10 protein-coding genes are annotated in these 13,335 nt (G+C 49.5%); 7 read left to right on the forward strand and 3 right to left on the reverse strand.

Annotation, left to right across the window (positions count from 1 at the left end; all coding sequences use genetic code 11):
• Nucleotides 1-103 precede the first annotated feature (103 nt).
• The 5 genes from H6750_14195 to H6750_14215 all read left to right on the forward strand — a co-directional run bounded on the left by H6750_14195 (nt 104) and on the right by H6750_14215 (nt 6,935).
• The gene (locus H6750_14195; GenBank protein MCB9775458.1) at nt 104-1,537 is read left to right on the forward strand and encodes a circularly permuted type 2 ATP-grasp protein; all 1,434 of its coding nucleotides are present in this window, start codon (nt 104-106) and stop codon (nt 1,535-1,537) included.
• Nucleotides 1,538-1,540: 3 nt separating this feature from the next.
• Nucleotides 1,541-2,530, forward strand: coding sequence for an alpha-E domain-containing protein (locus H6750_14200; GenBank protein ID MCB9775459.1), 990 nt, complete (start codon nt 1,541-1,543; stop codon nt 2,528-2,530).
• A 195-nt stretch (nt 2,531-2,725) separates the two neighbouring features.
• A complete protein-coding gene (locus H6750_14205; protein MCB9775460.1) occupies nt 2,726-4,930 on the forward strand; it encodes a radical SAM protein in 2,205 nt (734 codons plus the stop codon).
• 343 nt (nt 4,931-5,273) lie between these two features.
• On the forward strand, nt 5,274-5,711 hold the full coding sequence (locus H6750_14210) for a DUF5069 domain-containing protein (protein MCB9775461.1): 438 nt from the start codon (nt 5,274-5,276) through the stop codon (nt 5,709-5,711).
• Nucleotides 5,712-5,963: 252 nt separating this feature from the next.
• The gene (locus tag H6750_14215; GenBank protein ID MCB9775462.1) at nt 5,964-6,935 is read left to right on the forward strand and encodes a DUF2971 domain-containing protein; all 972 of its coding nucleotides are present in this window, start codon (nt 5,964-5,966) and stop codon (nt 6,933-6,935) included.
• A 759-nt stretch (nt 6,936-7,694) separates the two neighbouring features.
• On the opposite strand, the gene H6750_14220 is transcribed toward H6750_14215, so the two are convergent.
• Nucleotides 7,695-8,141, reverse strand: coding sequence for a hypothetical protein (locus tag H6750_14220; GenBank protein ID MCB9775463.1), 447 nt, complete (start codon nt 8,139-8,141; stop codon nt 7,695-7,697).
• Nucleotides 8,142-8,761: 620 nt separating this feature from the next.
• Here H6750_14220 and H6750_14225 point away from each other — a divergent pair.
• Nucleotides 8,762-10,048 carry an AAA family ATPase gene (locus H6750_14225; protein ID MCB9775464.1) on the forward strand — a complete coding sequence of 429 codons (1,287 nt, stop codon included), beginning with the start codon at nt 8,762-8,764 and terminating at the stop codon, nt 10,046-10,048.
• Nucleotides 10,049-10,232: 184 nt separating this feature from the next.
• Here the strand turns inward: H6750_14225 and H6750_14230 are convergent, their stop codons facing one another.
• Nucleotides 10,233-11,405 (reverse strand): ISL3 family transposase, encoded by a 1,173-nt coding sequence (locus H6750_14230; protein ID MCB9775465.1) that lies wholly within the window; start codon nt 11,403-11,405, stop codon nt 10,233-10,235.
• 170 nt (nt 11,406-11,575) lie between these two features.
• Here H6750_14230 and H6750_14235 point away from each other — a divergent pair, with 170 nt between their 5' ends.
• Nucleotides 11,576-11,947, forward strand: a complete 372-nt coding sequence (locus tag H6750_14235; GenBank protein ID MCB9775466.1) for a hypothetical protein — start codon at nt 11,576-11,578, stop codon at nt 11,945-11,947.
• 4 nt (nt 11,948-11,951) lie between these two features.
• On the opposite strand, the gene H6750_14240 is transcribed toward H6750_14235, so the two are convergent.
• On the reverse strand, nt 11,952-13,335 hold a 1,384-nt coding region (locus H6750_14240; GenBank protein MCB9775467.1), incomplete at its 5' end, for an amidohydrolase family protein.

Below are 13,335 nucleotides of genomic sequence, written 5' to 3' on the forward strand. Positions count from 1 at the left end.
GGTACACTTTACACCGAAATTTTCGGTGAGATCGTCTTATTGATTGTCCAGAGGCCAAAGATTAAAGGATAGGGTTGTGAAATCGTTATTTGACCACTATCAAATGAAGCCGGGATTCGATGAAATGTTCGAGTCGGCCGGTGTTCCACGCCGTCATTACCGGCGTCTCGTGGAACGGCTACGGAATTTTTCTTCGAAGGATCTGGAATTGAAACGGCGTCAGGCCGATCAGGCGTTTTTGAGGCAGGGGATTACGTTTACCGTCTATGGCGATCTCCAGCAAACGGAGAAGATTTTTCCTTTTGATCTGATGCCGCGAATCATCCCGGATCTCGAATGGCGAGTCATTGAAGAGGGAATCCGTCAGCGCGTCATGGCCCTGAATATGTTTTTAGTGGACTTATATAGCGAGCAACGGATCCTTAACGATCACGTGGTGCCTCGTGACCTCATAGAAAGTTCCGTGCATTTTCAGAAAGATTTAGTGGGATTTTGTCCTCCCAAAGAGGTGTTCATCCATGTGTCGGGAATTGATTTGGTCCGGAACCATGAAGGCCAATACTATGTCCTGGAGGATAATCTCCGGACACCATCAGGCGTGTCGTACGTTCTCGAAAACCGACTGGTCATGAAGCAACTGTTTCCCAACCTGTTTGCCGACATGCAAGTCCGGCCTGTCGATCAATATCCGACACAACTCCTGGAGAATCTCAAGTGGCTGGCTCCCCTGAGTAAAGAAAATCCGACCGTCGTCCTTCTGACTCCCGGTGTATTTAACTCCGCCTACTTTGAACATTGCTTTTTATCGTTACAAATGGGGATTCAAATGGTGGAAGGCCGGGATCTGGTGGTGGAATCGGATGATAAGGTCTATATGAAGACGACCCAGGGTCTTGAACAGGTGGATGTGATTTATCGCCGGGTGGATGATGCCTTCCTCGATCCTGAAGTGTTTCGAAAAGATTCCGTGTTAGGCGTTCCCGGCCTGGTCCGGGCCTATCGAGCGGGGAATGTGGGCCTGGCCAATGGCATCGGGAACGGGATCGCCGACGATAAAGCGGTGTATACCTTTGTGCCGAAAATGATCGACTACTATTTAAGCGAGAAACCTATTCTGCAAAATGTGCCCACCTATTTGTGCGGCAATCCGGAAGATCGGAAATACGTATTGGAACACCTGGGATCGTTGGTTGTGAAAGCCGTGGCGGAATCAGGCGGATATGGGATGTTGATGGGACCCAGTTCGACCAAAGCCGAACAGGAGGAGTTTCGGAAGAAAATAGAGAGGGACCCGCGAAGTTACATTGCTCAGCCGGTGGTGACTCTCTCGCATCATCCGTGTGTCGTGGATGGAGAAGAGAATATGCGATTGGTCGGGCGGCATGTCGATCTTCGGCCGTTTGTGCTCTGGGGGGAAGAGATTTCCTTGTCGTTGGGAGGATTGACCCGTGTCGCCTTGAAGGAAGGCTCTCTTGTCGTGAATTCTTCGCAAGGCGGGGGAAGCAAGGATACATGGGTGCTCTATGGAGATGAATAGGCCATGTTAAGCCGAACGGCAGAATCGTTTTTCTGGATCGGGCGCTCGGTGGAGCGGGCGGAATATACGGCCAGGTTCGTGGATGTGCATTTTCATTTGCTGACGGAGATTGCGACCCAGGAAGACCAGGCCAATATTTGGACTCGATATTTGGAAGACACCGGTGAACTGGAAGCCTATACCAAAATTTTTGGGGCAGTTCAGACCAGACCGGTTATGGAATTTGTCACGCTCTGCCGGGACAATCCGAATTCGCTGACGAATCTTATTGCGGCGGCCAGAAACAGCGCCCGCGGGATCCAGGACCAGTTGTCCAGTGAAGTCTGGCATTTCATGAATGATTTTTATCTCAGCCTCAAGGGAAAGACCGAATTTGATCTGTGGTCGGATACACACGATTTGCTCAGATATGTGCGGAATACCTGCTACACGTTGGACGGGGTTGTCGGCAGCACGATGGTCCACGACGAGGGATGGAATTTTTACCGGTTGGGACTGAATATTGAGCGGGGTGGACGGACCGCTCGACTCATTGATATTCCTGTCCTCAGTGATCCTACGACGGAACCCAGGAGAATTTCCGAATACCATCAGTGTTTGGCCGCGTTGAAATCGGCCAGTGCCTTCGAGGCCTATCGGAAATTTTATTCCACACAGTTGGTGCCGAAACGAATCGTGGAATTTCTCCTTTTTCATGGTAAATTTCCTCGATCGGTCCGGTATACGACGGCGCAAATCAGTAAAGTCGTGGAACGGTTGGCGGGAAGTAGTCGAAGGGCTGAAACCCGTCAGGCGATCAGATTAAGTGGGGCCTTGGCGGCGGATCTGGAATTCGGCAGTCTGCAAGAGGTCTATTCCACAGGCTTATCGCATTTTCTAACCCAGGTGCTTGAGCATTTTGACCAACTTTCGAACCTGATCGCCCTGGCATTTTTCCGCACGAGTGGTTATTCCACCGCTTCTCAATCCCAAACCCAATCTCAAACCGTATAAAAGCGGTTTCCTTGCGGGGAGGTCCTCGAATCTCCCTTGAGAATTCCCCCGATAGCCTCTTCTGTTCTCTGTTGTAGTCCAGGTCGAACTGGGGTAAGCTTTCCGCGTTTCCTTGACAAGGTCTTGCCACTCTCATACATAGGCGAATAGCGAATCATTAGTATTCGTGTTGTTCCCCCAGAATCTCACCATACCATGTCTGATTTATCTATCCTGTTGGTGATCCCTCCTCTGACTCAACTCAATACGCCATATCCGTCCACGGCCTATTTGACGGGGTTCTTGCGGTCACAAGGGTATCGCACCCATCAGGCTGATGTGGGCATTGAAATGGTGTTGGCCCTGTTCTCCCGTGGCGGCCTGAGCCGGGTCTTTGCCGAAATCCGGAAGACGTCCCTTGATGAACTGCCTGGTGAGGCGCGGCAAATGCTGAGTCTGGAGCGGGCGTATGTCGAGACGATTGATCCGGTGATTAGCTTTTTGCAGGGTCGAAATCCCACCTTGGCTTCGCGCATTTGTCAGGGCACCTTCCTTCCCCAGGGTCCACGCTTTTCCTTAAAGAGTTCAGAAAACCAAGATGGGAAACATCGTGCATACAATCAAGCCGACCAGGCCAAGCATCTGGCAACCTTGTATCTTGAAGATCTCGCCGACCTGGTTCAGGCCACCATTACGCCCCACTTTGCGTTGAGTCGCTATGCCGAATCCATTGCCATGCAGGCGAATTCCTATGATCGTCTTGAGGAAGCCCTAGCCCAACCCATGAGTCTCACTGACGAGTGGATGGTGGATGCGCTCTGGCGGCATGTGGACCGGCATCAACCCGCTGTCGTCGGATTTTCGGTGCCGTTTCCAGGCAATCTGTATGGCGCTCTTCGGATGGGGCAACAATTGCGTGGCAGAAGGCCGGAAATCAAAGTCGTGCTTGGGGGAGGGTATCCCAATACGGAGTTGCGCCGGATACGGGACCCTCGTCTGTTTGAAGTCGTTGATTTCGTGACCCTTGACGATGGGGAGCGGCCCTTCCTCTGTCTGTTGAAATACCTGGAAGGAAAACGGAGAGAGCCCGATCTGTGCCGGACGTTTCTTCGTTCAGGGCAAAATGTCGTCTGGCAGAACGGAGCCGGCGAACCGGACCTTTCGCAGGTCGAACTGGGAACCCCAACCTACGACGGATTACCTCTCAATCAGTATATTTCCGTGCTGGATACGTTGAATCCCATGCATCGGCTCTGGTCCGATGGACATTGGAATAAGTTAACGGTGGCCCATGGATGTTACTGGAAGCAATGTACGTTCTGCGATGTGGGGCTGGATTACATCGGCCGGTATGAAGTCTCTCCGGGCGAAGTGTTGGTGGATCGGATCGAAGCCCTTATCGCCGAAACGGGACGTTGCGGGTTTCACTTCGTGGATGAGGCCGCTCCGCCGGCGGGATTGAAAAATCTGGCGCTATCTCTGCTCGAACGGGAGGTCACCATTTCCTGGTGGGGAAACGTCCGGTTTGAACCGGCGTTTACGCCGGACCTGTGTCGTCTGCTGGCCGCCTCCGGCTGCATTGCCTTGAGCGCCGGTTTGGAAGCGGCGTGTGATCGTCTGCTGGCCTTGGTCAAAAAAGGTATTACCGTCGACCAAACTGTTCGGGTCGTTCAGGCCTGCCGGGACGCGGGGATTCTGGTTCATGCCTATCTGATGTATGGGCTTCCCAGTGAGACAATCGGGGAAACGATTGAAAGCCTCGAACGGGTACGCCAATTGTTTGCGCATGACCTCATTCAATCGGCCTTCTGGCATCGGTTTACCACCACTGCCCACAGTCCGATCGGCTTACATCCCCAAGCCTATGGCATTCACCTCGTCGGACCGGCATTCGGAGGGTTCGCGGAAAATGATCTGGTTCATGTGGATGATCTGGCATCAATGCCGGAATGGATCGGAGAGGGTCTGCGAGCGGCGCTTTGGCATTACAAAGAAGGGTTGGAATTGACCCGGGATGTCCGTGAATGGTTTCCGGAGCGCGTCCCGAAACCCAAGGTTAAACGTACCTGGGTCAAGCAGGTCTTGGAGAGCGAAGAGCGGGAAGACCATTCCAGGTTAGAGCGAAGATTCGTCTGGATCGGCGGGCAGCCGGATGTTGATCGAGGAAGTGGCGAACAATACAAAATCATTTTGCCGAACCGAACAACAGATGAAGAAGTGAGGCTGAAGCGAGGCCAAGGGGAATGGTTTCTGAATCTGATCGAACGTGCCGTGCCGGTGCATCAAGCCGGGGGACATCGGTATCCTATTTATAAAGAAGTTCGGGCGGGCTTTCCGTTTGGCGGACCCAAGGGGTTTGATAAGTGGTGGCAGTCCGCCTCTGCCCACAAAGCCAGAGCCGTCGGCCTGCTGCTAGTGTAAGTTCCCGGCGTCTCATGGAGATTTCCTTGATAAGAGAGTGATGGCGACAGGCATTTGTCAGTCGGATTGGAAACAGATCCTTCGATTCTCTCAGGATAATAAACAGATAACTGAGGCAGGTGCCGCCTTTCTTATCATGCTGAGCCCATTCGACCGCGCTCAGGGTAGGCAAGGCGCAGCATCCAGCTTCCCCAAAGACTGGCCTAGATGCCGAGGGTTCACTAGGGGTGAGCCCGGGACAAAAATCATTGGCTATTTCGTTTTGTCCCTTTCACAAGGTATAACCAGTCCAATCAGCATTTCGGTAGACTATTTCTACACACTATTATTATCAGGAGGCATCATGACCACAGCACAGTATCCACGCAGTCCCAAAGAACAAGTCGGCGGGCTTTGCCATCTCGGACGACTCATCGACAAAGTCCGGATGCGGAATGCCGGACAGATTCAAGACTACAATTATCTCACCGTCGGCTTCGATAAATATTTGTTGGATAAATTGGAAATCAAAGGAGAGGATTTTGAAAAGCGCGTGCTGCAAGGCGGGACGGACGCAGAGATTGCCGACTGGGTGAGATCTAACGGGAAAAGCCTGAGCGATGCGGAAAAAGCCGAATGGAATGATATGGTGCTGACATTCGGCCCGAAAGCTCCAATGGCGCAGAAAGCCTTTGACGAATATAAAGCCGGTCTGGCGAAAAAACGGGGTGTGTCGGTGGAGTCCCTTTCCCATATCACCACGTGGTTCAGTCTCATCGAACACGACGAAGCCCGGATGTAGCCAACCGTTGGAATCAGATACTCTCCCCCATATTGGTGCCCGAGGTTTTGTGGAAAACACGAGTTCTGGAATCACAGACTTGAAGTAAGCGCAGTAGCGCCATCATCACCCGAACAACCATGGAGAGGTTAGGGATGCCGGTGGTGCCTGTCAGCGATCTGGCTTTGCGCGACGGAGGCCTGGTCGATCCGGCGATGTGAGGGTGATGGACATGGCGGCCTTATATCAATTCTCTCTTAAGCGAAGAGCCATATGTGTAAGAAATTACATGAAGAGCACAAAAACCTAATGCTCTATACGAATGAATCTGGGCTTTTGGGCATTGTCACAAGCAAAACGCTTTGGGCCAGCCACACCTCTTTTTTGAATGATTCAGAGGAGATTGTAGGATTCTTAAACCGCGTACTCCCAAACATCCTGCAACCGGAATTTGAAAGGTATGTTGAGAGCTCTGCAGAACTTTCCACGCTTGTCCGGACCGCACGTCAGTGGGGAATAGATTTACAGGACTCTTGGTTCAGAAAGATGGTTGACGGATTGACGGAGGCGGAGCGTAGGGCCCAGGACCACTACGTCACCTCTTTTTGCACAACCGATGATCCATGGATATCCGAACACGGCCTGTTAAGCCAGTGGCGTGGATATGGACCAGATGGGGGCTATGCCATTATTTTTGATACGAAGGAGCTAGCCTCACTTCTTACTGCAGAAGGCCGGATCTATCATGAGGAGACTATCCTCGTTGGTGATGTGCAATATGACATGGCAGAGTTGTCCAAAGTTCAAGACAAAAAAGTCCTGGAGTGTATCCAGTATGTAAGGGAGGCGTTCTTAGCCCACCTCGAAACAGGAGACATTGAGAGATTCATTCCTGCATTCGAAAGGATCACCATTCTGTCAGAATTGTGCAAACACAGAGGTTTTGCTGAGGAGAAGGAGGTTCGAATAGTAGTCAGCGAACCTTCAGTCGAAGTCGGCCCAGACCCCTCGAATCAAAGCGGAAAGTCATATCGTAGAGCGCACAGCTATCTTCGCGACGGTGCAGTTGTGCCCTGCATCCATCTTTTTGAGGATCAGACATCTAATGCTTTGCCAATCCGACGCGTTATTATAGGGCCTCACCCAGAAAAGCAGCAACGAGAAAAGGCCGTGGAAATTCTCCTGCGCAACCACGGTGTCAACGCAGAAGTATCTGTGTCAGATACGCCATTTCGTGGAAAGTAGGCATTCTGTACTTGTGAGAGTTAGTGGTCGGGATCCTTCTTTTGCCGTTACAGTAAAATTTTTACTGCACCCTCTAACTAGTACGTTGACAGAACAAGTTTAGCTCAGCTGCTGAGGATTAAATCCCTCTTCTGCATGTGTCAGTTTTTCAGAAGCGGACAGATTGTGGGCTCCGCAATTCCAAGCGGCGCTCCGTAACTTTCTCGTCAACACGAAAAAAAAGACTCTTCCGCCTCTTTGAATTTTTCCCCATACTCTCCAATTGGCACGGGTAGACGCCACCTGCTACCCAAAGGTTGAATATTTGGCAGAGAAATAATGCGCGGGGTAAGAAGAGGATCATACAGAATTTATGGTTCTAGCCCTATAGCTTTACAATGCGTATCGGGAATCCTTGGGGGATGCCAGAAAAAAAGCGCTGGCAGGTGTGCACATCGGACTTTTGTACCTAACTTTCGTGTCAACGTGATTTTCCGTGTTGCCGGGTTTCGCCCCGGCTGGCGAGGCCCTTTTGTTTCGGCAAAAGGCCCAAAAACCAATGGCGCCCCGTCCGGCCTCAATAAAAAAAAGGAGGGACGCCAGACTTAGGAGGGCGGACCAACTCGCTCCACTCATACAAGGCCCGCCAGCGGATGAGAGCGTCCCTCCCTTTGTCCGGGCGGCAGGCGTCGGACCAGGGAGCCGAAACTTTCAGGCACTTACATGAAAGAGCGAGGAGCCACATAATTCTGAATGATCCTAAGAGGGATACATTCGGAGTCAGAGCGGGATTTTCGGCGGGCCGGAAATATCCTCGAAGGAGAGAATATGGCGGTGACCTTTTCCGTCGTCCTGGACGATCAGTTCCAGAGGCAGCCCTTTCGAAAGATTTGACAGTTTTTCCCATTGCTCGGAATCCCTGGGTTGGACCGCTAAGGTGGCATCCCCGGGGACGAGCTTCCATCCTGATTCAAACAACGGTCTTTCATCTGATCGTTGTTCCCAATTTAACCAGAGGGTCTGCCGGTCCTTTTCGATATATCGGACGGTGCCCCGGATAGCCGTGGGTTGAGAAAAATTAGTGATCCCTTTTATGAAGGTGTCCAGCGGATGAGGTTCAGTTTCGAGCTGTGCCTGAGCGATGCCAGCCGTCAATCCCAATCCCAGGCAGGCGGCAAAGCTTAAGGGAAGGAGACCAGCAAATGGTGAGAAGCGTCGTGTCGTCATGGGTAACCTCACAGGTGAGAGGAAGAATGACATCTCCGACTGTTTAATTTAATCATAAGCAGAGATGATTCACAAATGCCGGAATTTTATGGTTGGCTTGAGTTGGAATGTGAAACGTTCGCAAGAACCAGGGCATCCTAAAATTAGCACTCATGATTGCTTGAGGGATAGAACGAAGGAGTGGTCACCATTGGTCCCAACAATGAATAGGTGCAGAAAGTATATAATGGCTATAATGCTGAGGTTGTCAAAAATCGGGGTGTGTCAGTCGATCAGCTTCTCAATATGATGAGAGCTTGGCTCTATCTCATCGAACACGGCGAAGACCGGATGTATGGTATTAGAAGGATTGATCAGAAAAGTTGACCTCTTAAAAATCAGGATGGCAAAAAACAATGAATGATTTGCCTGACCAAAATGGGAAAGAAGGGGGAATTAATCGCATTCCAGGAATTTAACCATATGAAAAGGGCTTCTGGTTCGCTTAATCATGATTAAATGTTATTCTCCTTAAAACAAAAGAAATTCTACCAAAGCGAATGCTTATAGTTGGGACAGCTTACAACTTCTTTATTGTTTTAGTCGAAAAAATACTTTTAGGATAATACTCGAGGAATTAAATGGCGATTAATATTATTGAAGCTAGCAATTTTAGAAGCTTTAAAGAGTTAAATCTAAGGCTAGGAAATTTCAATGTCATTGTTGGAGCCAATGCTTCGGGAAAATCAAATTTTTTGCAAATCTTTCAATTTCTAAAAGATATAGCTACTAAAGATATTAATAATGCAATTTCTTTGCAAGGAGGAGTTCAGTATCTTCGAAACATCAACCAATCGAATTGTGAGGAGTTATGCCTGAAGGTTGAGTTTGATCTCGCAAATAAGGGTATCTTACTTAAGAAGAAGGAGCAGCTATTTGGAATTCGATTTTCTAGTGGGGGTTATAATCTTGTAATTAAATTTAAAAAAAGTCGGAATGGGTACACAATAATGAAGGAGGAATTGAAACATCATGGATTGGTATATCGATTAGAGAGGACAAAGGGGCAAAAAAAAGCCAGGGTAAAAAGCGGTGGTGAGGGTAATTTCAAAGAAAAAGAACAATTAGGCCAGGTTTCTGTAGTGCAATCAAGAAAGGAAGGAAAACCAGACTTTGGATTCGAAAAAGAAGGCAGCTTCGATCTTGAGCTACAAGATTTTGTTCCTGACTTTTTTCAAAATCTGGAACTTCCCGAAAGTTTTAGTGTTTTAGCGTTTCCCATTTTCTCTCCTGTAATTGGAAAGCAATTTTCCTCCATATCTATTTATGATTTTGATCCTAAATTGCCCAAAAAAGCTTCCCCTATAACTGGAAAGTCTGACCTCGAAGAAGACGGTGGTAATTTAGCCATCGTCGTTCAAAATATCATTGAAGATGGTGTGAAAAAGAAAAAGTTTTTGAGTTTATTGGAAGACTTGATTCCGTTGATTAAGGATGTATGTGTAGAAAAATATGCAGATAAATCTATTTTATTTAAATTGCGTGAGGCGTATTCAAAAAAGCACTATTTGCCGGCTTCATTAATATCTGACGGCACTATTAATGTAATTGCTTTAATAATTGCATTGTATTTTGAAGATTCAAATCTTTTGATCATTGAAGAGCCTGAAAGAAACATACACCCTTATCTTATGTCCAAAGTTGTTGAACTTATGCGAGACTCATCCTCTCGGAAGCAAATCATTGTTTCCACTCATAATCCAGAAATAGTTAAGCATGCTGGCATTGAAAACTTATACCTCATCTCACGAGACGAAAGCGGGTTTTCTCTTGTAAATAGACCGAAGGATGATAGAGATGTAAAGGTTTTTCTGAAAAACCAAATTGGTGTAGATGAATTGTTTGTCCAAAATCTTTTGAGTTTTTAAAAAATGAATAGGAGCCGTATAGTAATATTTGTTGAAGGGGCAGATGACGAAAGGTTCTTTGAGAAAATAATAAAGCCGAAGTTGGAACCTAGAATTGTAGAAATTCGCTCATATGCACATCTGAATAATAGTAAAATGAAAAGAGGCTCTTCTCCAAAGTGAGTGGGTGATTTTGGGTTGTTTTTCAGATGGGCTTGAGCATACAGGTCAAGACTTTCAGGCGGAGATACTCCTCATCGCGTAACCCATACGCCCGGCGTTGAATCACCCGGATCTTATTGTTGAGTCCCTCCACGAACCCAAGCGAAACTTTATTCTCAGCCTTGGCATAGGCGGCAATCCCATCCCAGTGCCGCTCGATCATCTCCGCAAAGTCTTCGAAGGGTTTCAGGCGCTGCCTCTTCAATGCGGCTTTCCAGTTCTCGAAAAACCTCCGCGCCCAGCCTTCGGTCTGGTACTCCCATAACTGGCCGAAGGATTCCTTCAGCACATAGGCCGTGTGGAGTCGCTTGTTCGCATCGAGGAGCTTTTTCAGCGCCTGTCGTCCCTCAAGGGTCAGATTCTCCTTTCGTGACAGGAGGGTATACTTTTGCCCCTTGATAAACGACCGGTCCCTCTCCGTCAGCCGCTTGTATTCCTGTTTGCGCACCGTATCGAGCGCCTGACCGAGATGCCGCATCACGTGAAATTTGTCATACAAGATCGCGGCCTGAGGCGCATGCTTCACGGTCGAACTCTCGAAGGCCCGCCACATATCCATCACCGCCAACTGAATGCCAGCCACTTTCTTGGCTTCCAACCCCTCGTAGAACCGATCCAGGCTCTCTTCGGAGCGATCGACGCCTCCGAACCAGATCGGCCGCCGCCTCACCAGATCGCTGACCACAATCCGGTAGGTCTGCCCCTTTTTGATGGAGAGCTCGTCAATGCCAATGGCCTTGGGGCCCGGCGTCCCTGTGCGCCGGAGCTGCTCCTGCATATACTCCTTCTCCAAGCTCTTCACGGTCTTCCAATCGAGCTTGAGCTCCCTGGCCACGTCCTTGACGGCCGTTTCCCGACAGCGGCGCCCCACATACCAGGCAAATCGCTTCGTGTAAAACGGGTTGGTCGCCAGCCAGGGAAACGTTTCCTGCTTCACCTTGCCACACCGGCGACATCGAACCCGGCGGACCTCCACTTCCAGGTAGATGCGCAGCTCCCCACAGGACAGGTCCCGAATGTGCCGGACCCTGCGATCGTAGAAACTCCGATGGAGGGTCCCACAACATCCACACGCGGTTTTTTTTGACGCCGCCCCAGCCGAATAATCCGGGCCTGCGGATCGCCGAATATTCCCTTGATCGTGGCTCTTGGACAAAACCCAGGGAAACGGTATGTGTCCAGCAGGCTCTTGCTCGTTGACATCCGGTGATCATGACAGATTTTTCTCGTGTTTAAAACACTGTATCCCCTTGCCCTACTCGCCTTTCCCAGCCGCTACGGTCTAACTTTTACCCACTCGTTTGGGAGAAGACCCTGAAAAGATATGTGCGTTCGATTAAGCAAATCGGGGCAGAATTCTATTTTTCGGCAGACCTGGATGAGATGCCTTGTATCTCAAGCAAAAAAAACCTTATTTTTAAAAAGTATCCCTTTATCGATAGAAAGTGCATATTGATCGTTAAAAAGGAGATTGAAAGTTGGTATTTAGCTGGTCTCACTGATAGAAGGAGCAAAGGGTTTGGCATCAAGCCAATGGAAAATACAGAGTGCATTGGAAAAGAAGAATTTAACAGGAAAATTTTGCGGAAAAATCAAACCAGATTAACTTCAATGAAGGAAATATTGGATGGGTATTCTTACAGTGAGGCAATGAAAAGAAATGCCTCTTTTAGATATGTAATGCAGAGGTTGGATTGAAATTTTAAACTTTAATTGATTTCGTAACCCATCCATACGCGTGGTGGCTGGGGGATGGGCCTTCATCCTGATAGGCCATTTTAATATGGCTGAGATAATCCGCCGGCACATCTTTCCGATTCGCGTCGATATCCACCTTAAATAATTTCGCCGCATTGAGCCCAAAGACTTTCGCTTTGAGATCCTTGGTTAAGGCAGGGTAGTGGAATTTTTCCTGGAGTTCTTCTGGAATTTGAAACCGCCGGAAGGCTTCGATCTGCCATTGGGGCGTGCCATACCAAATGGAATCCGTTCCCCAGAGAAGATGATCTTGTCCGAATGCCAAAAGAATCTGTCCGAGCAGGTGGGCGCAGACGACGGGTTCGGTGATGACGAGTTGCCCGAAGGTCGAGCCCAGTTCCATATACACATTGTTGAGTTTCGGTTGCTTCTGTTTTAAACGGCACAATTCGCTGGTCCAGGGAATCTCACCTTTTTTGGCTTCGTCAAGATTAATGCGGGATGTGCCTAGAAATCCGGAATGATAGATCAGGAAATTCAGTTTGGGGAAATCTTTCGCAGCCTGCAGGATGTCGCGTGGATGGTTGTAATCGGGAACCGGGCCGAGCGGCAGACCTTTGTGCGCGCAAACGTTGGTGATGTTGAGGGCCTTCGCTTTTTCCAGCATGGGGTAGGCGATCTTTTCATCGCTCAGCCACCAGCCGTGCTCGAAGCCTTTCGGCGGCGAGCCGGTATAACATTTCCAGGCATCGACCTTGAACGTCTCCGCTTGCTGATCCATGTAATCAAGGTCGACCTTGCCTAACTGGGGCATGACAAGCCCATGGGCGAGCATGCGTTGGGAAGCGGTGAGACGATTGATTTCATCACGGATGTGCGTCATTTCTTTGGGCGGGACGACGGCTTCCCATGGATAGGGTCCAGGCGGGGTGCTGATGAGCCCGATGGAAGTGTCGCTGTCCAGAAAGACTTCTTTGATGTAGTTTTCCAGGCTCAGGTCTTCCATCGTTCCACGATCGCCGGAGACCTTGGGATTCAGGCCCATCTCTTTTGCCCGCCGTCGCAGGCCCAGGAGTCCTTCTTTCCAGCCCGGCTGGTTGAAGGAGGAACTGACGTAGTGCGTTTGTACATCGAAGATGAACGGGACGTTCCCTTTGCGTGCCTGAACCGCTTGGGGTTCCGCCGCTTCAACGTCAAGCACATCGAAAAATTTTCCAAACACCTGATTCATGGCCAAAAAAGCCAGTGCCATTCCACCGGTGGTTTTGAGGAAATCCCGCCGGTTCATGCCGAGGCGGCTGCTCAGCCGGTTGCTGCTTTGGTGGATCAGCCACTCGACCTGGCTTTGTTTGATGGATTGTGGGGGCGGTAGAAATTCTTCGCTGGAA

Source organism: Nitrospiraceae bacterium (genome assembly GCA_020632595.1).
Taxonomy (GTDB): Bacteria; Nitrospirota; Nitrospiria; order Nitrospirales; family UBA8639; genus Nitrospira_E.